The organism is Spongiactinospora sp. 9N601 (genome assembly GCF_044326295.1).
GTDB classification, from domain to species: domain Bacteria; phylum Actinomycetota; class Actinomycetes; order Streptosporangiales; family Streptosporangiaceae; genus Spongiactinospora; species Spongiactinospora gelatinilytica.
This window is the reverse complement of record NZ_JBIRBB010000022.1, coordinates 137,551-158,617: the sequence shown is the minus strand read 5'-3', so window position 1 is coordinate 158,617 and position 21,067 is coordinate 137,551. Positions and strand designations below refer to the sequence as shown.

Below are 21,067 nucleotides of genomic sequence, written 5' to 3'. Positions count from 1 at the left end.
CCGTCACCCGGCGTGACTACGACGCCGGATCCCGGCGGCCGTCGAAGAAGGCGCGGGCGGCGGTCGTCGTCCGCGTCCAGACGTCGGGGAAGGCGACGTGGGCGCGTTCGCCGGTGGCCCGTTCCAGGCCGGTCAGCACGCCGTAGGTGAAGGTGTCCTCACCGGCCAGGCGGGCGTTCTCGGCCTCGTGGGCCAGCAGTTCCTGCGTCACCACGCCGTCCTGGTACGTGCCCAGGGTCTCCTGCACCTCCTCGGCGATCTTGGCCAGCTCGCGCATGCCGAGCACCTCGGCCGTGTACCGGGCCCGCTTGGCGGCCTTGCGCACGTCGTGCATGGCGATCTCGCGCTCGTCCTCGTCCGGTTTGGCCTGGGCGACGTCGTAGGCGTCGGTCACCCGCCGCCACTCCCGTTCGGCGACGGCGGCCAGCGGGGCGTCCGCGGGCCTTTTCGCCTGCTTGGTGAACGCCGGCGCGGCCAGCAGCGCGTCCAGCGCGTCGAGCAGGTCGAAATAGCGCTGGTCGGACAGGGTCTGCCGGATCTGCTCGTAGGCGGCGCGCTCCTTGACCAGCAGGTCGTCGCCGAGCCGGTCGGTGATCGGGCCGACCACCAGCGCGTCGGGCAGCGCGGCGAAGTGCCGGGCGAACCTGGCCCGGATGACCTCCAGGTCGCGGGCGGTGCCCAGCTCGTTGCCGAGCCACTGCAACTCGCCCTGGATCGCGGCGACCTCGGAATTCGCCGCGACGATGCTCTTGAACGCCTTCAGCGCGCTGCGCAGCCTGCGGCAGGCCACCCGCATCTGGTGGACGGCGTCATCGCCGGCCTGCCGTACCCGGGGATCCTGGGCGAGCAGCGCGGTGACCTGGGCGGTGAGGTAGTCGAGCACGACCTCGCCCGCGCTGCCCGGGACGGCCACCGGCCGTGGAGCGGCTTTGGGAGCGGCCTTGGGAGCGGTCCCGTTGAGCAGCCGGGCCAGCTTGCTGGCCGACGTCGCCGGGGCGGCCCCCGCCTTGCGCAGCCGCTTGCCGACCCGGCGCAGTACGGCCAGGTCGGTCGCCCCGATCAGCTCGGCCTCCACCTCGCGCCAGCGCTCGATCCGCGGCTCCTCGCCGAAGACCGTGCCCTTGACCCGGTCGTCGGCGACCTCCACGGCGGCGTTGCCCGCGACGTCGTGCAGCACGGTCACGCTGCGCCGGGTGTCCAGCTCGGCCACCGGGATCAGTTCGGCCCCGCGTGTGTACGCTTGGACGAGCCCGGCCAGCGCCGCCGGAACGATCTTGGTGCTCCGGGTGAGCGGATGGGTGATCTCCTGCCGCACGCCCTTGGCCTTGGGCAGCTTCAGGTGCCAGCCGGGGTCCGCGCCGCCGCGGCGGCGGCGCAGGGTGATGCCCCGGGCGGCCAGGCGCAGGTCGGCGGTGTCGAAGTAGATCGCCACGAGCTGGTGGCTCTTCGGGCCGGCCGCTTCCCCGCAGCCGCGTACTCCGCTCAGTTCGGGGACTTGGAAGTCCACAGGAACATCGAACTTGTCTTCGATCTCAAGTGCCACAGTAACCCCGCATTATGTCCAGGTAGCGGATACGTGGCCATGATGCCACCGCAAGGTAAACAAACCTCGCGACCCATCAGTCGGTGCCCCTTTCGGCCACATTTCATGCTTCGTGCGGGCCGGTCTGGGCGACGACGAAGATCCGGCGGAACGGGAAGGGTGTGCCGTACGGCCCGCGCGGGTAGGCCGCGTCGAGCGCCGTACGGCAGGCCGCGAGAAACGCCTCCCGCTCCGGCCCCTCGCCGAGCCGGTCCAGGACGGGCCGCAGCGCCGTGCCGCTGATCCAGCCGAGCACCGCGTCCTCGCCCGGCAGCAGGTGGATGTAGGTGGTCTCCCAGGCGTCCACCCGGCAGCCGAGCCCGGCGAGCAGTTCCAGATACTCGGCGGGCTTGCCCACCGACCGATATTCGCCCAGGTCGCCGAGCCGGTCGCGCCACTCCGGCGTACGGCAGAGCGCGCGGACCGTGGTGTGGCTCGGTTCGTCGAAGTTGCCCGGCACCTGGAAGGCCAGCCAGCCGCCGGGCGCGAGCGCGGCCACCCAGGCGGGCAGCAGTTCGCGGTGGTCGGGCAGCCATTGCAGGACGGCGTTGCTGACCAGCACGTCCACCGGCCGTCGCGGACGCCATTCGCGCAGGTCGGCGACCTCGAAGGCGAGCCGGTCGTGGGCGTGCGACCGGGCCTTGCCGATCATCGCGGGTGAGGAGTCGAAGCCGTGTACTTCGGCGTCCGGCCAGCGCCGGGCGAGTTCGGCGGTGAGTTCGCCGGGTCCGCACCCGGCGTCCACGACATACTGTGGATCGTCGGCGCGCACCCGGGCCAGCAACTCGAAGAAGGGCCGGGCGCGTTCGCCGGCGAAGCGGTGGTATACGGCGGGGTCCCACATATCTCTTGACATCAAGATAAAGTACTAGCGAACCAGGTATCTCGACGTCAAGACAGCTAGACTCCATGTCATGACTGACGAGGTGGGCGTGGCCCGGCCGGACGACCGTGATGAGGTCGATCGGCTGGTGGCGGCCTGGCGGCAGGAGCGTCCTGACCTGGACGTGGAGCCGTTGCAGGTGCTCAGCCGGGTCTCCCGGCTGGCCCGCCACCTCGATCGGGCCCGCCGCGCGGCCTTCGCCGAGCACGGCCTTGAGCCGTGGGAGTTCGACGTGCTCACCACCCTGCGCCGGGCCGGCGAGCCGTACGAGCTGAGCCCCGGCGCGCTGCTGCGCGCCACCCTGGTCACCTCCGGCACGATGACCAACCGCATCGACCGCCTCGCGGCGGCCGGGCTGGTCCGCCGCCGCCCCGACCCTGAGGACCGGCGCGGGGTCCTGGTCTCCCTCACCCCGGCGGGCCGCGACCGTGTGGACGCCGCCTTCGCCGACCTGCTCCGCCGCGAGCACCAGCTGCTCGCCTGCCTGCACGCCGACGAGCGCGACACCCTGGCCGGGCTGCTGCGCAGCCTCCTCGTGCCGTTCGACGCCGCCCCCTGAGCGGACCTGGTCCGCTCCATAGCATTGATCCATACCGTGTTGCCTCTACCGGAAATACCGGGATATACACCGTATGAGGGATGCCCTGGGCATCGCCGGTCCGCTCATGCTCCGTGCCGTTGGCCATGCCGTTGGCCATGCCGCCCGACAAGGAAGGACCCTGATGGACGCCCTGGCACACCTGGACGGCGAGATCGCCACCGCCAAGCGGCTCGGCCGCTATCGCACCTACCTCAACCTGGAACGCCGCGCCGGCACGGCCTCCCGCGCCATCTGGCACAGCGGCGAAGGCGAACGGGAGATCGTCGTCTGGTGCTCCAACGACTACCTGGCGATGAGCGGGCACCCGGCCGTGGTCGGCGCGGTGACCGAGGCGGTCCGCACCGTCGGGCTCGGTACCGGCGGCCCGCGCAGCATCTCCGGCACCAGCGTCTACCACCATGCGCTGGAGGCCGAGCTGGCCTCCTTCCACGGCAAGCCGCGCGCCCTGCTGTTCAGCACGGGATTCGGCGCGAACGAGGCCGCGCTGTCGGTCCTCGGCAAGAAGCTGCCCGGACTGGTGGTCTTCTCCGACGAGCTGAACCACGCCTCGATCATCCACGGGATCAAGAGCGGCGGCGCGCGCAAACGGATCTTCCGCCACAACGACGTCGGCCACTTACGCCGATTACTCGCCGAGGACGGACCTGAGGTGCCGAAACTGGTGGTGTTCGAGTCGTTGTACTCGATGGAGGGCGACTTCTCCCCCGCCGCCGAGATCGTCGCGGCGGCCGAGGAGGCGGGCGCGCTGACCTACCTCGACGAGGTCCACGCGGTCGGCGTCTACGGCGCGACCGGCTCCGGGTACGCGGAGGAGCTGGGGCTGAGCGACCGGATCACGGTGATCATGGCCGGGTTCGGCAAGGGACTCGGCGGCTCCGGCGGTTACATCGCCGGGCCGGAGGCGGTCGTGGACGCGGTGCGGTCGTTCGCCACGTCGTTCGTCTTCAGTACGTCGCTTGCGGCGCCGGTGGTCGCGGGCGCGCTGGCGAGCGTACGGCACGTACGCCGGGACCCCACCCAGCGCGAGGCGGTCAGGGCGCGCAGCGCCCAGTTGAAGGCGGCGCTGCGCGAGCGCGGCATCCCGCTCGTCTCCGCGGACAGCCACGTCGTGCCGGTCCTGGTCGGCGACCCGCACCTGTGCAAGCGGGTCAGCGAACACCTGCTCACCGACCACGGCTACTACGTCCAGCCGGTGAACGCCCCCACCGTCCCCGAGGGCACCGAACGCCTGCGCGTCACCCCCACCTCCCGGCACACCGCCGACGACGTGACCGCCTTCGCGCACGCCCTCGACCAGGTCTGGTCCGACCTCGCCCTCCCCCGCGCATGACCGCCCACCACCAAGGCGACCAGGACACCGACCCCGCCGACCGTCCCGGCAACCCCGCGACCGGTCCGGAGACCGGACATCCCGGCAGGGCGCGGCTGCCGCCGGTGCTGTGGTTGCTGGCGACCGGCGCTTTCGCGATCGGGACCGACGCGTTCGTGATCGCGGGCGTGCTGACCGAACTCTCCGCCGAACTCGCCGTCTCCCCCGGTACGGCCGGGCAGCTCATCACCGTGTTCTCCCTCGCCTACGCCGTACTCGCCCCCGTCAACGCCTCCCTCACCGGCCGCCTGTCCCGGCGGACCGTGCTGGCCGTGGCCCTGGCCGTCTTCGTCGCGGGCAACCTGATCTCGGCCTTCGCCGGTTCGTTCGCCGTCGTCCTGGCCGGGCGGGTGGTGGCCGCGGCCGGTGCGGCCGGGTACACGCCGCAGGCGTCGGCCGCCGCGGCGGCCCTGGCCGGGGAGGAACGCCGGGGCGCCGCGCTCAGCGTGGTGATCGGCGGCCTGACCGTGGCCACCGCGCTTGGTGTGCCGCTCGGCACGTTCGTCGGCGAGGCGTTCGGCTGGCGGGCGACGCTGCTCGGCGTGGCCGGGCTCGGCGCGCTCGCCCTCGCGGGCGCGCTGGCGCTGCTGCCCAGGCTGGAACCGGCGGGCCGCCACACCATCGCCGAACGGCTGGCGGGCCTGCGGAATCCCGCCGTACTGATCACCCTGTCGGTGACGCTCCTCGCCGTCACCGCCGAACACGTCGTCTACACCTACATCGCCCCCCTGCTCACCGATGTCACCGTGGGCAGCGGCGAGGCGCTGGCCGTACTGCTGCTGATCTTCGGCGTCGGCGCGGTGGCGGGCAACGCCGTCGCCGGTCCGCTCACCGACCGCTTCGGCCCACGGGCCATCGCGGTCGCGGCGGTCGGCGGCATGGTCGTGGACCTCGCCCTGCTCCCCCTGTGGTCACGGTCCTTCGCGGCGGCGGCCGTCGCGCTGTTCGTGTGGGGGGCGACCGGCTGGATGTACCTGGTGCCGCAGCAGTACCGGCTGCTGGCGCTGAGCGAGAGCGGCGGCCCGTTCACGGTCGCGCTCAACAGCTCGGCGCTCTACCTGGGCATCGCGCTCGGCGGCGGCCTGGGCGGCGTACTGATCACCGTGGCCGGAGCCCACGCCCTCGCCGTACCCGCGTTCGTCCTCGGCCTTGCCGCCGTCCTCATCGCGGCCCGTACCTACACCCCGCCCGAACAGCCCCGATCCTGACCCTCCTCGCGTGGGTGCCGCGTAAGGAGGACGTCAGGCGCGCGTAAGAACCCATGGGTATCCGCCTGCTTCCGGCATCGCGAACACCGGGCGGCGAGGACCACCAGTGGGGCGGAAAATCGGAAAGGGGCACGAGATCAAGATGGCGAATAAAGGTGCCGGTGACGTCACCCCTCCTGCGCGCCGTAGCCCGAGCAGGCACGATGTGGCCACTTGACTTTTTCCTGCGATATGGTGGCGGCAGGCTCGTGCGGGCAGTGTGTAATGAGCATTTCCGAAGCACTCTTGGTTGACATTCTCGGGCCGCTCGACATTCGCCTGGGCACAGATCATGCCTGGATGACCGGAGCGAAGCGGCGCAGCCTGTTCGCCGCGCTGCTGGTGTCCCCCGGCACCGTCGTCCCGATCGAGGAGCTGGCCAGGGAGTTATGGGGCGACGAGCCGCCGCGCAACGCGGAGAACGCGCTGTACGCGCACGTTTCCCGGCTACGGACGGTCGTCACGCTACTGCGCAGGCGGTCCGGGGTCCCAATCGACCTCCAGACCCGCTATCCGGGCTATGTCCTGGACATCCAGCCCGACGTCATCGACATCACCCGTTTCCGTAAGCTGTACAAACAGGCCAGTTCGCTGCGGTCCAGCGACCCCGAGCGGGCCGCGGCGGCGCTTCGGGACGCGCTCGCCCTGTGGCGGGGTCCCGCCCTCCAGGACGTGCCGCACGGGCCGATCAGGGACATGGAGGCCAACCGGCTGGAGCGGGAACGGATGCTCGCCACCACCCGGCTGATCGAGATCAATCTTGAGCTGGGCAGGCACGAGGAGCTGATTCCCGACCTTGAGGCGCTGGTGATCCGCAATCCGCTGGAGGAGCGCCTCTACGCACAGCTCATGCGCGCCCTCGACAGCGCGGGCCGCGCGGGTGACGCGCTGCAGATATACCAGCTCGCCCGGGTGCGGTTCGCCGAGGAAATGGGGCTCTCGCCGTCGCCCGCGCTCAGCAGGCAGATGGACGAGATTTTGAACCGTTCGGAAAACGGCTGAAATTCGCCGCACGAATCACCGATTTCATACGGAGGAATTATGGGACTCCAGGAAACCGGGCCCACCACCGCACGGCGGCTCGCCGACGAGGTCCGGCGCATGCGCGACGAACATCCGGTGCCGAACACGTTGCTCGACCTGATTCACACGGGCCGCCTCGCCCGGGAGCACGTCCGCGCGCTCCTGGAGCTCGAATTCCGGGCGATCAACGCCGAGCTGGCGGCGTACGCGACACTGGCCGCCGCTTCTCGGGCAGGCCCGCGGACATCTTCTACCTGCACCTTCAGCAGATGGTCAGCGACTCCCGGCCAAAACTGCTGCGCGCGGGCCGCGCGCTGGGCGTCGAGTCGCCCCGGCCGGGCGCCTGCCACGGACCGCCGGAGCTGCCCGCCTACTCCTACATGACGCTGCTGAGCTGGGTGGCCCTGAACGCCGACCGGGCCGCGGCGGGCCTCGCGTCCTTCATCGACATCGAGGGCTACTACGCGACCTCGCTCGAACTGGCCGCGCACCTGCGGGAGGCGCATCCCGGCATGCCGGAGGAGGTGATCGGGTACTTCGGCGAAAGCGACGGGCGGCGACTGGGCGAGGAGGCGCTGGCCCTCGCCGACACGGGGCTCGCCGAGGGGGCCGACCCGCGCGTGGCCGTCCATGTGGCCCGGCTGACCGACGAAGCGCTCGGCCAGTTCTGGTCGGCCACGGCCCGCTGACCCCTCAGGCGGCCGGTGCCGCCGGCACGACGGCGATCGGGCAGGCCAGCCGCCCGATCAGGCGGGAGGCGAGCGACCGCCGCCACACCGATCCGCGACGCGCCAGGTCGGCCCCCAGCACCATCAGCCGGGCGGTGACCGACGCGGCGCGCAGCGCGGGCGCGAGGTCCCCGGCGATCCGCTGGACGCGGACCTCCACCTGCCACGGGCCCGACCGGACGCGTTCCGCGACCGCCTCCGCGCGGCTCGCGGCGTGCGCGGGCGCGACGATCCGCAGTCGGGCGCCGCGCAGCGCCGCGGCCTCGCAGCCGTACCGCAGCGCCGCCTCCATGGCGTCCCCTGCGGACAGGACGACCACGACGTCGTCGCCGGGCCGTTCCGCGTGACCGCCCACGATCACGACCGGGCCGCGCTGCCCGATCAGCAGCCGGCGGCCCACCGAGCCCGGCCACAGCCGCGCGAGGCGGCCCTGTTCCCGGCCCTGGCCCACCACCACCTCGAAGGCGGCGTCCGTCTGCCCCGCCAGCACCCGGCAGGCGGCGTCCACGCAGACCTGGGTGGACGTCGTCACGCTCCCGTGCGTGCGCGCCCATCCGGCGGCGCGCCCGACGATCTCGCGGCCGTGCGCGCTGAGCCGGTCGAAGACCTGCCCGAGCGTGAACCCCGCCGCCACCGGCGGCGCCCCGATGTAGCGGTGGAGGTCCAGCGCGTACACGATACGAAGGGGCCGCTCGCGGCGCGCGGCGTCGCGGACCGCCCAGGCGAGCGCGGCCCACGATCCTCCGGACCCGTCGACGCCCACGGTGATGTGCTCTCTCATGTCCTCCTCCAGACCGTTCCGCCTCCGGGCTTCCGCTCGTTCCTGACGCCGCGCCCACACCGGCCCGACACCGGCCCGACGGCCCGTTGACGCGGGCCCCGCGTCCCCGATCGAAGGCGTCGCGCGGGGTAGTGCGCCCCGGACCGAGAACGGAGGAGGGCACATGCGGGTCGGAATCGTGGGCGCGGGACTGTCCGGTCTCACGCTCGCCTGGTTGCTGGAGGGCGTCTGCGAGACGACGGTGCTGGAGGCGGGCGAGCGCGCCGGAGGGGCCATGCGGTCGGTCCATGTGTCCGTGGCGGACCGCGACGCGACCGTGGACCTGGGGGCGCAGGACATATCGGGCGACCTGTTCCCGCTGCACCGCGCCCTGCTGCGCGCGACCGGGCTGGACCGGCACGTCGTCGGGTCGCCCGCGTCCTTGACCGTACGGCGGGCGGGCGAGGCCGTTCCCCTGCTCGTCTCGCCGCACACGCCCGAGTCACGCCTGCCCCGCCGTACCGTCCTCGGCCCCGCCTGGGACGGGATCGGGCTGTTCCTGGACCGCGCGAGGGCGATGGACGCGGCGGACGAGAGCTGGGAGACCCCGCTCGCGGACCTGGTGGAGCCGCTGCCGGTGAGCGAGGCGATCAAGCGGGACGTGCTCTACGCCCGATCCGCCTTCCTGTTCTGCTGCGGCGTCGAACAGGCCCGGGAGCTGTCCGCCAGGGCGGCCATCGCCTTCTACGCGAACAAGGACGGCGAGCCCGGCTGGCAGCACCTGGCGACCGGGCTGGAGAGCCTCGCCTGGGCGCTGGCGGCGCAGTCCCCGTCCGCGACGATCAGGACGGGTGCGGGCGTGCGCGAGGTTCGGCGTTCGGGTGCCGGGTTCGAGGTGCTCGACACGGCGGGAGAGCGCCGCTGGTTCGACGAACTCGTCCTGGCGGTCCCGCCCTGGGCGGCCCTGCCGATCCTCGGGCCACTGGCCGGAACGGGCGAGCTGCGCGACACGCTGCGGGCCTTCGAGTACGTGAACGCGACGTACGCGCTCCACCTCGACCCCGCCTACCTGCCGCCGGACCGCCGCCACTGGTCCACCAGCACCTTCGAGGTCCACGACGGCTGGAGCGAGAGCACCGACTGGTTCGGCCCGTCCCACGGAGTGGACGTGTTCAAAAGCCAGATCACGCACCGCCGCCCGCCGCCCGGACAGGTCATCGCGCAGGCCCGATACCGGCACCTGCTGATCACCCCCGCCGCGGTCCGGGCGCGGCGGCACCTGGCCCGCCTTTCCGGACACGGCGGACTGCACTTCGCCGGGCACCACACGAACTGGGTGTCCAGCCAGGAGTCGGCGGTCCGCTCGGCCGTCGAGGCGGCCCGGCGGATCGCCCCGCGCAGCGCCCGGCTGTCCGGCCTGACCGCATGAACCGAAGGCCGCGCCGTTCGCGGCCGTCACATGAAGGAGGCAAGCGTTGCAGGCCGTCAGATTCCATCGGTACGGGGAGCCCGGACAGGTGCTCAGCCTGGAGGACGTGCCCGTTCCCGCCCCCCGGCCGGACCAGATGCTGATCCGGCTGACCGCCCGGCCCGTCAATCCGTCCGACCTGCTCTACGTGCGCGGCCGGTACGGCAGGGCGGCCCGGTTCCCGGCCGTCGCCGGGTTCGAGGGCGTGGGCGTGGTGACGGCCGCGAGCGCGCTGGGCGGCCCTCCGGAGGGGACACGGGTCGCGGTGAGCGTGACCGGCACGTGGCAGGAGTACATCGCCGCCACCGAGGAGGAGGTGATCGCCGTGCCGGACGATCTGCCGGACGAGACCGCCTGTCAGCTCACGGTCAACCCGCCGTCCGCCCGGCTGCTGCTGGACGAACTGGCGCTGCGCCCCGGCGAGTGGCTGCTGCTGACCGCGGGCGCGTCGTCCGTCAGCCGGATGATCATCGATATGGCGCGCCAGCGCCGGGTCAGGTGCCTGCCGCTGGTCCGGCGGCAGGCCGACGTACGGCGGCTGCGGGAGTTCGGGGCGCGCGAGGCGCTGGACACCTCCCACGCGTCCTGGCCCCGGTTCGTCCAGGAGATCACCGGCGGCGGCGCCCAGGCCGCGATCGACTCCGTCGGCGGCCCGGTCGGCCGCGCGGTGCTCGACTGCCTGCGGCCGGGCGGGCAGATGATCGTCTTCGGGCTGCTCGCCGACGAGCCGCTGCCCTGCCCGCCGGACCGGCTGATCTTCCATTCGCTCAGCGTGCGCGGCTTCTGGCTGCCCGAGCGGCTGCGCGCCCTCGGTCCGGAGGGCCGCGGCCGGCTCACCGACGCGGTGGTCCGCGACCTGGTCGAAGGCCGGGTGCGCGCCCCTGTGGCGGCCCGGCACGACCTCGCCGAGGTCCACGAGGCGGTACGCCCGGACGGCCCGCGCGACCGCTGGGGCAAGACGCTGCTCACCGCGTGAGAACGGCACGCCGACGTCAGGCGCGGGTCATCTCCTCGTCAGAGCCACCGGCAAGAGGGACACGGCACAACCAGGCGACAACCGACGACAACGGAGGACGAAATGCGCGCCAGAGAGACGCCGTACGCGAGTGCCATCATCCCCTGCATCGACGTCGCGGGAGGCCGTGCCGTCCCTCCCGCCGGGATCGGGGGGCTGTCGGACCCGGCGGACCCTGCGGAGATCGCGTCGGTCTACGCCGAGGCGGGCGCCGATCGGATATTCGTCGACGCCCAGGAGCCGTGGGCCGAGCACGAGACCTTCCTCCCGCTGCTCAAGCGGATGACCGACGCTGGGGCCGACCTGTGGGTGACGGTGGACAACGGGTTCATGCCCTCCCTCGGCGCGGCGGAAGCGCTGCTCGGCGCGGGGGCGGCGGCCGTCGGCATGAGCACCACGTCGGTGGAACGGCCGGCGCTGCTGCACACCTTCGCCCAGCGGCACGGCGCCGAGCGGGTCATCGGGGTGATGAACGCGAGCCGGGTCGGCGGCGACCACTGGAACATCGCGGTCAGAGGCGGCGGCCAGGCCACCGACCTGGACGCCGTCACCTGGGCGCGGATGCTCGCCGACCTGGGCGCGGGGTGCCTGCTCGTCAACAGCCTCGACATGGAGGGCACCGGCCGCGGCTACGACATCCCCCTCACCCGCGCCGTCGCCGACGCCGTGCCGGTGCCCGTGATCGCCTCGGGCGGCTGCGGCACTCTGGAACACCTCCACGACGGGCTGACGGAAGGGCACGCCCAGTGCGTCCTGGTGAACAAGATGGCGCACAGCGGTGACCACACGATCGGCGAGATGACGGACTACCTGCGGCGGGAGGGACCGGCCGGGCGAGCCGAAGTCCCCACCTGACCGCCACGCCGAGGAGATGGAGGGGGTCGCCATGGCCCATCCGCTCGCCGTTCCCGTCCGGGAGAAGGCCGGGAGCATCTCCCTCCAGGTATTCTCCACACCCGCGGGGGAAAGGGCGGTCGCGGCCTTCTCCACGGAGGAACGCCTGCGGCGCGTCCTCGGCCCCCGGCAGGGCTATGTGCTGCTCGCCGAGCCGGTGCTGCGGCGGCTCACCGAGGACGCGGACGTCGCCCGGCTGGTCGTGGACCCTACAGGGTGCGCCCCGCTGCCGAGGCGACCGTGGCGGTGAGCGGAAGGCCGGCCGCCGCCGCCCAGTACTGCCCGATGGCCTCCTCCATCAGCCGCGCCGCGAACACCGCGTCGTCCATGCTCTCTCCGCGGGTGAGGCCGTGCTCGACGACCTGGAGCGCCTGCCGTTCCAGGTCGTCCGACTGCCCACCGCCGTAGTACACGGTGAACTCCTCCGGCACGTCGAGACCCGTGCCGGGCAGCCGGGCCAGCATCTCATCGCTCTCCGGGAAGTACCGGACCATGTCCCAGTAGAGGGCCAGGGCCGCGTCCGACTGCGTGCCGAGCAGCGCGATCCGCCCCCACACGCAGGCCACCTGGTGGGCGGCGGGCTCCGGGGGCCAGTGACGCAGTTCCTCCTCGGCGAGGCCGAGCGCGGACATCACCCGCCGTAGCTTGGGCCGGGCGCGGTGGATGAGGCCGAGCATGTCGCCGAAGAACCGCACGGCCGGCGGGTGCGGGTCACGGGTGATCATCGCCGCGAACGCGGCGAGCTCGGCCGGGTGGCACTTGTGCGTCACGCCGACCAGGCGGCGCAGATGGTCCGTCGTGGGTTCGCCGCCGGAGAGCCGGTCGAGGAACCGGTTGGGCACGGGCGCGTCGCGCCGCAGGCGCTCCAGCCGTGCCACCGCCTCGCCCGCCAGCGGGGTGGACTCGAAGTTCGTGTACATCGTCGCCTCCGATCGTCCGGGCATCTGTGCCCCCTTCCTCCCACGCCGCCTGACCTGGGCGTTGCACGCTCCTGACGGCCGCCTCACGCCGCCGGGAATCACGCCGCGATCCGGTGCGGCCGCTGGTCCCCCGGGTACTGAGGGGCGCACGCCGCCCCCGGCGCGGCGCGAACCGATCTTCAGGGAGAGGCGATGGATCACGAGCAGCACGAAGGCCGCGAGAGTGCGCCCCGCCCGCCGATCCAGGAGCTGATCGCGGCACAGGCGCGCCTCCGGAGCGACGCGGTGGCGCTCACCGAGGAAAGGCGGAACGTCACCTACGGGGAACTGTGGGAGTCGGCCGTCAGGGTGGCGGGCGGTCTGGCCGCACTCGGAGTACGGCCCGGCGAACCGGTGGCCCTCGCGTTACCGCCGGGGGCTCCCGCGGTCGAGGCGATCCTCGGCACGCTCCTCGCGGGCGCCTGGTACGTCCCGCTCGACCCGCGCTTCCCCGGCGAACGGCGCTCCTTCATCATCGAGGACAGCGGCTGCCGCCTGGTCGTGGGCACCGAGCCGGGTGCGGTGAGCCTGGCGGAGGTACGGGCCGCGGCGGCGGGCGGGCCGCCGCCCGAGGTGCCGGCGCGGTCCACCGCCTACTGCCTCTACACCTCGGGGACGACGGGACGGCCGAAGGGCGTCCTGGTCACCCACGCCAACGTGGTCGGCCTGCTCGCCGCCGGGCGGGCCGTGCTGGACATCGGCGCGCGGGACGTGTGGACGCAGTTCCATTCGTGCGCCTTCGACTTCTCGGTCTGGGAGATGTTCGGCTGCCTTTCGACCGGGGGGCGCCTGGTCGTGCCCACCCGGGCGCAGACGCAGAACCCTCGGGCGTTCCTGGACCTTCTGGGCCGCGAGCGCGTCTCGGTGCTGAACCAGACGCCGTCGGCCTTCGCCCGCCTGGTAGCGCTCGACGACGGTCCAGGGTCGCTGCCCGAACTCAGGTACGTGATCTTCGGAGGGGAACGGCTGGCGCCCAGGCGGCTGCGCGACTGGCATCGGGCGCATCCGAAGACCCGGCTGATCAACATGTACGGCATCACCGAGGCGACGGTGCACTCGACGATCCACGAGCTGACGCCGGGCGACCTGGAGGACGACGCGAGCCCCATCGGCGTGCCGCTGCCCGGCACGACCATCCGCCTGGTCGATCCCCATACCGCCGATCGGCCCGTCCCCACGGGGACGCCCGGCGAAATCTGGATCGAAGGCGCGGGCGTGGCCGCCGGGTACCTCCGACGTCCCGAACTCGACGCGGAACGCTTCGTCCGCGGGGCGTCCGGCGCGGGGGTGGCGCTGCGCACCGGGGATCTCGCCCGCAGGACCCCGGACGGCGACCTGCTGTACGTGGGGCGGACGGACGACCAGTTCCAGTGGCACGGTTATCGGATCGAGCCGGACGAGGTCGCCGACCGCTTGCGCGAACACCCCGCGGTCGGCGACGCGGCCGTCGTCCTGCACGGTGGGGCGGAGGGCCGGATCGCGGCCTTCCTGACACCGGACGGACCGGCGCCCTCGGCCGAGGAACTGCACGGCCACCTCGCCCGGCGGCTGCCGCCGTACATGATCCCGCATGTCTTCGCCACGGTCCCCGATCTGCCGCTCACCGAGAACGGCAAACTCGACCGCCCCGCCCTCACCGCAGAAGCCGCCACCCTGCGCCAGAATCCCACCACCCACCCCCAGCGACCCGGCGCTCCGCGCGGGCGGCCGGCCGGTGGGACGGAGGATGTGGCGGAGAGCGTTCCCGCGTCCGCCGGGCAGCGGCAGATCCATATGGCCGACCGTCTGTCCCCCGGCGCCTATGACGAGGCGGTCGCCTGGCAGACGGACGGGCGGCTGGACATCACGGCCCTGCGATCCGCGGTGGCGGACCTGACCGCCCGGCATGAGATCCTGCGCACCCGCTTCGCCCCCGCGCCGGACGGCCTGCGCCAGATCCCCGGGCCGCCCTGGGCGCCCGAGGTCCGGCTGGTCCGCCTGGCGGCGGATTCGGTCCGCGGCGACGACATCGCCGCGTCGCTCATCGACAGCCCGCCGCTGGACCCCCGCCACGGCCGCACGTCGCAGATGATCGTGCTGCGCCCCGCCGACGGGGACGACGTGCTGGTGCTGCGCCAGCATCATCTGGTCACGGACGAGGCGTCGGTACGAATCCTCATGGCGGATCTGGACCGGTGCTACCGCGCGGCCCGGGCGGGCGAACCGGCCCCGCCCTGGACGGGCCCGCAGTTCAAGGACGTGGTGGCCGCCGAACAGGCAGGCGACGACGGACCCGCCCTCGACCGCCTGCACGCGCGGCTCACCGGCGCCCTCCCGGCGCTGCTACCGGACCCACCGCCTGATCCAGGCCCGCCCGGCCGGGTGGCCATCCCGTTCGCCACGACCGGCGGCGACGTCCTGCGGGACGCGGTACGGCGGCTCCGCGTCACCCGGTTCACCGTGATCGCCGCCGCGGTCGCCGCCGCGCTGCACCGATGGACCGGCCGCCCGGACGTGACCTTCGGGGTCCCGCTGGCCAACCGCGACCGCCCCGAACTCGCCGGCGCGCTGGGCCCCTACGTCAGCATGGGCGTACTTCGTTCCACGGCGGCCCCGGCGAGCACGCTCACCGACATCCTGGCCGCCATGCGCGGTCAGCTCGCAGACGCCGTCCGGGACCAGCACGTCCCCTACGAGGCGCTGGTACGGCGGATGCGCCCCGCCCGCTCGTCGAGCGCCGCGCCGTACTGCGACGTCATCGTCACCCCGGACGAGGACGAGGACGGCGACCTGTGCCTGGGCGGCCTGCGCCTCACCCGGCGGGAGATCGGCCGCACCCGGCAGCGCGCCGCCTACCCGGTCACGGTCCGCGTGGGCACGCCCGGCGGGCGGCTCGCCGGAGTCGTCGGCTACGACGGCGTACGGCTGAGCGCTCGGGACGCCGAACGGCTCGCCGCGGAGATCGCCCGCTGCCTCCCCGGCCTCGCGGCCGGCCCCGCCCTGCCGGTGTGGCCGGACGGCCCGCCCGAGGCGGCGGCACCGGCGGCACCGGCCACTCTGCCACCCGCCACACCACGCGCGATGGAACTGGAGACCGTCGTCCTCACCGTGTGGCGCGAGGTGCTGGACTCCCCGGAGCTGGGCATCGAGGACAACTTTTTCGAAGCGGGCGGTGACTCGGTGCTGCTCGCCCAGGTACAGGAGCGGCTGGCCGGCGAGCTGGGCCGGGAACTTCCGGCCACGGTGTTCTTCGCCTGCCCGACGGTCGCCGCGCTGGCCGCCAAGCTGGCCGAGGAGGCGGCCCATGAGTGAGGAGATCGCGATCGTCGGACTGGCCTGCCGGTTCCCCGGCGCGGCCGACACCGGCCGGTTCTGGCGGAAACTGCGCACCGGATACGACGGCATCCGACGCGACCCGGCGGCGAAGGCGGACGCCGGCGGCGGCGATCACGTGGCCGCGTACGGGGTCCTGCCCGAGTCCGGGGTGTTCGACTGGCGGTTCTTCGGCTACAGCAGGGCGGACGCCGCCGCCATCGACCCGCAGCAACGCGTGTTCCTCCAGACCGCGTCCCTCGCCCTCGACGACGCCGGGATCGACCCGTGCCGGTTCGGCGCTCCCATCGGCGTGTTCGCGGGGTGCGACCCGCCGCAGGTCACACCGGGAGCGCCGGAGACCGCCTGGGACAAGGACATGCTCACCGCCAGGGCGGCCTACAAGCTCGGCCTGACCGGGCCCGCGGTGACCGTGCAGAGCGCCTGCTCGACTTCGCTGCTGGCCGTCCACCTGGCCTGCGCGAGCCTGCGTGACGGCGAGTGCGACCTCGCCCTCGCCGGGGGCGTGCGCCTCGGCGGGCCGGGCGAGGACGGCTACCACTACGTCGAGGGCGGCATCCTGTCCCCTGACGGCTACTGCCGTCCCTTCGACGCCCGCGCGGCCGGGACCGTCCCGGGCGAGGGCGTCGGGGTGGTCGTGCTGCGGCGGCTGGCCGAGGCGCTGCGCGACCGGCACCGGATCGTCGCCGTGGTGCGGGGCTCGGCGGCGAACAACGACGGCTCGGACAAGGTCGGGTTCACCGCGCCTTCCGTCAGCGGGCAGCGCGAGGTCATCCTGCGCGCACTCGACCGCGCGGCGGCCGACGCCGCCGACATCGGATACGTGGAGGCGCACGGCACCGGGACGCCGCTGGGCGATCCCATCGAGGTGGCCGCGCTCACCGAGGCGTTCCGGCGGCACACCGGACGCACGGGCTTTTGCGGGCTGGGGTCGGTGAAGGGCAACATCGGGCACACCGGGTCGGCGGCGGGCGTCGCCGGGCTCATCAAGGCCGCGCTGGTGCTGAAGCACGGCGAGCTGGTGCCGAACGCGCACTTCGAGCGGCCCAACCCCCGGCTCGGCCTGGACGACGGGCCGTTCCGCGTGGTGACGGACCTGCGCGGCCTGCCGCCGTCCGCGCTGGCCGGAGTGAGCGCGCTCGGCATGGGCGGGACCAACGTCCACGTCGTACTCGGCCCGCCCCCTGCCGTTCCGTCCACCGTGGCGGAGGCTGGCCCCCGGGTGCTGTGCCTGTCGGCCAGGAGCGGGGACTCGCTGGCCCGGTACGCGCAGGCGCTCGCCGAACGGCTCGGCGAGCCGGACCCGCCCTCACTCGCCGAGACGGCATGGACCCTCGACCACGGCAGACGGGCGCATCCCCTCCGCCGCGCGGTCGTGGCGGAGACCGCCGAGGCCGCCCGCTCGGAACTCGCGCGCGAGACCACCCCCGTCAGGGCGGCGGAGCACGCGCGGGCCGTCCTGCTGTTCCCCGGGCAGGGTGGGCGGCACGGCGGCGGGGACCACGCTCGGGAACGGCTGCCCGTCGCCCGGCGGGCCTTTCAGCGGGCGCGCGAGGTCCTGCCCGGCCGCCTCGGACTCGACCCCGGCCTGCTCACCGGCGGCGACCCCGGCGACACCCTCGTCCAGCAGGTGAGCCTGTTCGTCCTGGGATACGGCCTGGCCGGGCAGCTTCTGGACTGGGGCCTGCGCCCGGTCGCCGCCCTCGGCTCAAGCCTCGGCGAGTACACCGCCGCCGCCGTCGCGGGCCTGTGGAGCTTCGACGACGCCCTGGAACTCGTGGCCCGGCGGGCCATCGCGATGCGCGCCTGCCCGCCCGGGCGGATGCTGGCCGCCGACCTGGACGCCGGGAGCGCCCGCGAACGCGCGGGCGGCATGGTCACGGTGGCGATCGAGGACACCGGCAGAACGGTCCTTTCCGGTCCGGCGGACGAGATCGAAGGGCTGGCCGCCCGATGGACCTCAGAAGGGGTCCGGTGCCGGATGCTCAACACCCGCCTGGCCTTCCACTCCCCGGCCATGCGCGGCGCGGCCGACGCGCTGGCCCGTGCCGTCGCGGAGATCCCCGCCGGCCGCCTCGCCTTTCCGGTGATGTCCAATGTCACCGGCGCGCCGCTGAGCGAAGAGGACGCGGCCGATCCGGCGTACTGGGCGGAGCAGTTGTGCGGGCCGGTGCATCTGGGGCGCTGCGCCGAGGCCGTTCTCGGCGGCCCCGGCGACCTCTTCGCCGAACTCGGCCCCGGCACAGCCCTGCTCGGCACGCTGCGACGGCATCCGTCCTGGACGGCGGAACGGGCCGGTGCCGCGCTGCCCGGACGCGAGGAGGACGACGAACTCGGCCTGCTGCGCGGCCTCGCGGCCCTGTGGGAGCGCGGCGCGCCGGTCGGCTGGGACGACCTGGACCCCGGGCCGCCCGCCGCGCGCTGCGCACTGCCCGGCCCGCCGTTCGACCCGCTGCCCCTGGACGCGCCCCCACCTTCGGTAGATGAGCCGGACGGCGATCTGGAACGGCTTTGGAAGGAGGCGCTGGGTGTCGATGCCGTCTCCGCCGACGACGACTTCTACCGGCTCGGCGGCGACTCGCTGGCGTTGCTGCGGCTCACGACGTCCGTCCGGGACCGGCTCGGCGCGGTCGTACCGGTCGCGGCGCTCGCCGAACGGCCCACGTTCGGGCATCTGCGCGACCTGGCCCGTCCCGCCGCCGCTCAGGGAGGCGGGCGCGGCGCTCCTGCACTCCTCAGCCAGGGTTCGCGGCCGGTCCCGTTGTACTTCGTCCCGCCCGCGTCCGGCAGCTCGCTCGCGTACCGGGCGCTGGCCGAAGCCCTGCCCGACCGGACCGCCTACGGCTTCGACACCCCCGGCACCGACCATCCGGGCACGGTCGCCGGACTGGCCGCCGGGCATGCGGGGGCGCTGCGCGCGGCCCGGCCCGTCCTGCTCGGCTGGTCCATGGGCGCGACCGTCGCCCACGAGATGGCCGTCCGGCTCGGCGAAGACGGGGTGGACGTGCCGCTCGCCGTCCTCATCGACGGCCATCCCCCGCCCGTCCCCGGCCTCCCGGCGGCGGCCCACCCTCGCTACCTGGCCGACATCGTGCTTCAGCTTCGCGCTCTGCGGGCGGCGGAGTCCGGGGCGGCGCCGGACGGCCCGGTGGCCGAACTGCTCGGCTCGGTGGCGGACCGCGCCGGCATCGCCGGCGTCTACCGCCGCAACCTGCACGCGCTGCTGCGGTACGCGTCGCGTCCGGCCCCGTGCCGGGCGGTCGTCCTGCGGGCCGGGGCCACCCCGGCGCGCTGCCGCCGCCTCGCCCGGCGGCTGGCCCCGCTGTATCCGCGCGGAGTCGACGTACTGCCCGTGCCGGGCGACCACTGGAGCCTGCTGAGCCCGCGAGGGGCCGCCGAGATCGCCCGTCGCATCGAGGACATCCTGACCGCCCTGGAAGAGGAATCGGAGGTGGAGACCTCATGATCGTCACAAGAGGCGTCCTGCGGCAGGCCGCCGCCCATCCGGACCTGACCGCGATCGAGGACGACCAGGGCGGGCTCACGTACGGCGAGCTGGCCTGGCGGGCCCTGCGCGCGGCGGCGGCGCTGGAGCGGGCCGGTCGGCCGGGCACGCCGGTCCCCGTCTGCTTGCCCCGAGGCAGGGACTTCGTGGTCGCGGCGCTGGGCGCGATGCTGGCGGGCCGGCCGTACGTCCCCATCGATCCCGAAGGGCCGCCCGGCCACACGCGGACGCTGATCGAGCAGACGGGCGCGGAGACGGTCGTGACGACGAGCGACCACATCGCGGGTGGCCGTGCCGTGCGCACGCCCCACGCACTCGACCAGAGCGCGCCCGCCGTTCCGGCCGAGCGCCGGGGCGGGGCCGCCTACATCGTGCACACCTCGGGTTCCACCGGCGAGCCGAAGGGCGTACTCGTCGGCCACGCGAGCCTGGCGAACCTGGTCTCCTGGCACAACCGTGCCTACCGCCTGCGGCCGGGCGTCCGCCACCTGCACACGGCCGGGCTGGGCTTCGACGCCGCGGTCTGGGAGATCTGGCCGTGCCTGTGCGCGGGCGCGACGCTCGTGGTGGCGCCCGACGAGGTCCGGGTCACACCGGGGGCGATCGTGGAGTACGCCCGGGCCAGGCGGATCTCCATCCTGTTCGCCCCCACCGCGCTGGCCGAACTGATCGTCGAGCTGGACGCGGACGACGACATCCCCTGGCGGACCCTGCTCACCGGAGGCGACGCGCTGCGCATGCACCGGGTCCCGCGCGGCTGGACGCTGATCAACCACTACGGCCCCGCCGAAGCGACGGTCTGCGCCACCTGGCATCCCGTGACCCGCCTGCCCGATTCCGGGCTGCCCCCGATCGGCCGTCCCATCGACGGGGCGCGCGTCGTCCTGCTCGACGACCGGCGGCGGCTCGTGCCCGCCGGGCGGACCGGCGAGATCCACATCGGGGGGCGCGGGCTGGCGCTCGGCTACCATCGGCGGCCCGAGGAGACCGAACGCCGCTTCGGCCCGCTGCCCGGACTGCCCGGCCGCTGGTACCGGACCGGCGACCTGGCCGCCGAGGACCCGCACGGCGACCTGGTCTTCCACGGGCGGGTGGACGACGGGCAACTCCAGGTCAGGGGCGTACGCGTGGAGGCCGCCCAGGTCGAGGCGGCCCTGCTGCGCCACCCGCGCATCCGCGCCGCCGCCGTCGCTCCGCTGGGCGAGCCGGGCACCGCACGCCTCCTCGGGGCCCTCGTCGTCCCCGACGGCGACTGCCCCACGACGGCGGAACTGCACCGCTTCGTGGCGGCCGAGCTGCCCGCCGCCGCCATCCCCACCCATGTCGTGGCGGGCAGCGCGGTCCCGCTGACCGGGAACGGCAAGATCGACCGCCGCCGGGTACGGCACCTGGTGGCCGCGGCGGCGGCGGGCGAAGGGAGCGGCTGATGGGCGAGCCGATCAGCGTCCAGGAGATGACCGAAATCTGGCGGGCGGTCCTGCGCGACCAGAGCGTCCGCCCGGACACGGACTTCTTCGACCTCGGCGGGCACTCCCTGGCGGCCATCCGCATCGCCCAGCAGATCGAGACGGCCTGCGGAATCCGGCTGCCGCCGTCCGCGATCCACGACAACCCGACCCCCGAACGGCTCGCCGTACTCGTCGGGCGGCACCTCGCCGAAGCGGACTGACCTGTCCATCGTGGTGCGGAACGCCGGCGCCCGCCCGGCCTGGGGTGGCCGG

The 21,067-nt window shown here is 73.7% G+C and carries 17 protein-coding genes; 13 read left to right on the top strand and 4 right to left on the bottom strand.

Features of this window, described 5'->3' with window-relative positions; all coding sequences use genetic code 11:
• Positions 1 to 16: 16 nt before the first annotated feature.
• The gene (locus tag ACH34R_RS38370; RefSeq protein ID WP_397566509.1) at positions 17 to 1,543 is read right to left on the bottom strand and encodes a CHAD domain-containing protein; all 1,527 of its coding nucleotides are present in this window, start codon (positions 1,541 to 1,543) and stop codon (positions 17 to 19) included.
• 103 nt (positions 1,544 to 1,646) lie between these two features.
• Entirely contained in the window at positions 1,647 to 2,438 is a 792-nt protein-coding gene (locus ACH34R_RS38365; protein WP_397566508.1) for a trans-aconitate 2-methyltransferase, read from the bottom strand.
• Positions 2,439 to 2,496: 58 nt separating this feature from the next.
• Between ACH34R_RS38365 and ACH34R_RS38360 the strand changes: the two genes are divergently transcribed.
• From ACH34R_RS38360 to ACH34R_RS38340, 5 genes are all read left to right on the top strand, one after another.
• Positions 2,497 to 3,024 (top strand): MarR family winged helix-turn-helix transcriptional regulator, encoded by a 528-nt coding sequence (locus tag ACH34R_RS38360; protein ID WP_397566507.1) that lies wholly within the window; start codon positions 2,497 to 2,499, stop codon positions 3,022 to 3,024.
• A 163-nt stretch (positions 3,025 to 3,187) separates the two neighbouring features.
• Entirely contained in the window at positions 3,188 to 4,396 is a 1,209-nt protein-coding gene (hemA, locus tag ACH34R_RS38355; protein WP_397566506.1) for a 5-aminolevulinate synthase, read from the top strand.
• A complete protein-coding gene (locus ACH34R_RS38350; protein ID WP_397566505.1) occupies positions 4,393 to 5,643 on the top strand; it encodes an MFS transporter in 1,251 nt (416 codons plus the stop codon). Before hemA ends, ACH34R_RS38350 begins: the two co-directional genes overlap by 4 nt.
• Positions 5,644 to 5,982: 339 nt before the next feature.
• The gene (locus ACH34R_RS38345) at positions 5,983 to 6,684 is read left to right on the top strand and encodes a BTAD domain-containing putative transcriptional regulator (RefSeq protein WP_397566504.1); all 702 of its coding nucleotides are present in this window, start codon (positions 5,983 to 5,985) and stop codon (positions 6,682 to 6,684) included.
• Between the two features lie 290 nt (positions 6,685 to 6,974).
• Positions 6,975 to 7,394: a hypothetical protein gene (locus ACH34R_RS38340; RefSeq protein WP_397566503.1), complete on the top strand. Its 420-nt coding sequence runs from the start codon at positions 6,975 to 6,977 to the stop codon at positions 7,392 to 7,394.
• A 4-nt stretch (positions 7,395 to 7,398) separates the two neighbouring features.
• Here the strand turns inward: ACH34R_RS38340 and ACH34R_RS38335 are convergent, their stop codons facing one another.
• Positions 7,399 to 8,214: a universal stress protein gene (locus ACH34R_RS38335; protein WP_397566502.1), complete on the bottom strand. Its 816-nt coding sequence runs from the start codon at positions 8,212 to 8,214 to the stop codon at positions 7,399 to 7,401.
• Between the two features lie 163 nt (positions 8,215 to 8,377).
• On the opposite strand from ACH34R_RS38335, the gene ACH34R_RS38330 reads away from it, so the two are divergent.
• From ACH34R_RS38330 to ACH34R_RS38315, 4 genes are all read left to right on the top strand, one after another.
• A complete protein-coding gene (locus ACH34R_RS38330; protein ID WP_397566501.1) occupies positions 8,378 to 9,622 on the top strand; it encodes an FAD-dependent oxidoreductase in 1,245 nt (414 codons plus the stop codon).
• Positions 9,623 to 9,668: 46 nt separating this feature from the next.
• The gene (locus ACH34R_RS38325; protein WP_397566500.1) at positions 9,669 to 10,637 is read left to right on the top strand and encodes a zinc-dependent alcohol dehydrogenase family protein; all 969 of its coding nucleotides are present in this window, start codon (positions 9,669 to 9,671) and stop codon (positions 10,635 to 10,637) included.
• A gap of 102 nt (positions 10,638 to 10,739) precedes the next feature.
• The gene (locus ACH34R_RS38320) at positions 10,740 to 11,531 is read left to right on the top strand and encodes a HisA/HisF-related TIM barrel protein (RefSeq protein ID WP_397566499.1); all 792 of its coding nucleotides are present in this window, start codon (positions 10,740 to 10,742) and stop codon (positions 11,529 to 11,531) included.
• A 31-nt stretch (positions 11,532 to 11,562) separates the two neighbouring features.
• Entirely contained in the window at positions 11,563 to 11,820 is a 258-nt protein-coding gene (locus ACH34R_RS38315; RefSeq protein WP_397566498.1) for an SAV_915 family protein, read from the top strand.
• Here the strand turns inward: ACH34R_RS38315 and ACH34R_RS38310 are convergent.
• Entirely contained in the window at positions 11,780 to 12,514 is a 735-nt protein-coding gene (locus ACH34R_RS38310) for a hypothetical protein (RefSeq protein WP_397566497.1), read from the bottom strand. The genes ACH34R_RS38315 and ACH34R_RS38310 overlap by 41 nt on opposite strands.
• 168 nt (positions 12,515 to 12,682) lie before the next feature.
• On the opposite strand from ACH34R_RS38310, the gene ACH34R_RS38305 reads away from it, so the two are divergent.
• Genes ACH34R_RS38305 through ACH34R_RS38290 form a run of 4 tightly spaced genes read left to right on the top strand, consistent with a single transcriptional unit; the run spans position 12,683 to position 21,015 of the window.
• On the top strand, positions 12,683 to 15,820 hold the full coding sequence (locus ACH34R_RS38305; protein ID WP_397566496.1) for an amino acid adenylation domain-containing protein: 3,138 nt from the start codon (positions 12,683 to 12,685) through the stop codon (positions 15,818 to 15,820).
• Positions 15,813 to 19,307 (top strand): type I polyketide synthase, encoded by a 3,495-nt coding sequence (locus ACH34R_RS38300; protein ID WP_397566495.1) that lies wholly within the window; start codon positions 15,813 to 15,815, stop codon positions 19,305 to 19,307. Before ACH34R_RS38305 ends, ACH34R_RS38300 begins: the two co-directional genes overlap by 8 nt.
• Positions 19,304 to 20,773, top strand: coding sequence for an amino acid adenylation domain-containing protein (locus tag ACH34R_RS38295; RefSeq protein ID WP_397566494.1), 1,470 nt, complete (start codon positions 19,304 to 19,306; stop codon positions 20,771 to 20,773). The genes ACH34R_RS38300 and ACH34R_RS38295 overlap by 4 nt, the downstream gene beginning before the upstream one ends.
• Entirely contained in the window at positions 20,773 to 21,015 is a 243-nt protein-coding gene (locus tag ACH34R_RS38290) for an acyl carrier protein (protein WP_397566493.1), read from the top strand. The genes ACH34R_RS38295 and ACH34R_RS38290 overlap by 1 nt, the downstream gene beginning before the upstream one ends.
• Positions 21,016 to 21,067: the final 52 nt, after the last annotated feature.

Excerpts from the sequence above, each read along its gene's own strand:
- ACH34R_RS38365 (WP_397566508.1), bottom strand. The coding sequence starts at position 2,438 with ATGTCAAGAGATATGTGGGACCCCGCCGTATACCACCGCTTCGCCGGC.
- ACH34R_RS38360 (WP_397566507.1), top strand. The coding sequence starts at position 2,497 with ATGACTGACGAGGTGGGCGTGGCCCGGCCGGACGACCGTGATGAGGTC.
- hemA (WP_397566506.1), top strand. The coding sequence starts at position 3,188 with ATGGACGCCCTGGCACACCTGGACGGCGAGATCGCCACCGCCAAGCGG.
- ACH34R_RS38350 (WP_397566505.1), top strand. The coding sequence starts at position 4,393 with ATGACCGCCCACCACCAAGGCGACCAGGACACCGACCCCGCCGACCGT.
- ACH34R_RS38345 (WP_397566504.1), top strand. The coding sequence starts at position 5,983 with ATGACCGGAGCGAAGCGGCGCAGCCTGTTCGCCGCGCTGCTGGTGTCC.
- ACH34R_RS38340 (WP_397566503.1), top strand. The coding sequence starts at position 6,975 with ATGGTCAGCGACTCCCGGCCAAAACTGCTGCGCGCGGGCCGCGCGCTG.
- ACH34R_RS38335 (WP_397566502.1), bottom strand. The coding sequence starts at position 8,214 with ATGAGAGAGCACATCACCGTGGGCGTCGACGGGTCCGGAGGATCGTGG.
- ACH34R_RS38330 (WP_397566501.1), top strand. The coding sequence starts at position 8,378 with ATGCGGGTCGGAATCGTGGGCGCGGGACTGTCCGGTCTCACGCTCGCC.
- ACH34R_RS38320 (WP_397566499.1), top strand. The coding sequence starts at position 10,740 with ATGCGCGCCAGAGAGACGCCGTACGCGAGTGCCATCATCCCCTGCATC.
- ACH34R_RS38315 (WP_397566498.1), top strand. The coding sequence starts at position 11,563 with ATGGCCCATCCGCTCGCCGTTCCCGTCCGGGAGAAGGCCGGGAGCATC.
- ACH34R_RS38310 (WP_397566497.1), bottom strand. The coding sequence starts at position 12,514 with ATGCCCGGACGATCGGAGGCGACGATGTACACGAACTTCGAGTCCACC.
- ACH34R_RS38305 (WP_397566496.1), top strand. The coding sequence starts at position 12,683 with ATGGATCACGAGCAGCACGAAGGCCGCGAGAGTGCGCCCCGCCCGCCG.
- ACH34R_RS38300 (WP_397566495.1), top strand. The coding sequence starts at position 15,813 with ATGAGTGAGGAGATCGCGATCGTCGGACTGGCCTGCCGGTTCCCCGGC.
- ACH34R_RS38295 (WP_397566494.1), top strand. The coding sequence starts at position 19,304 with ATGATCGTCACAAGAGGCGTCCTGCGGCAGGCCGCCGCCCATCCGGAC.
- ACH34R_RS38290 (WP_397566493.1), top strand. The coding sequence starts at position 20,773 with ATGGGCGAGCCGATCAGCGTCCAGGAGATGACCGAAATCTGGCGGGCG.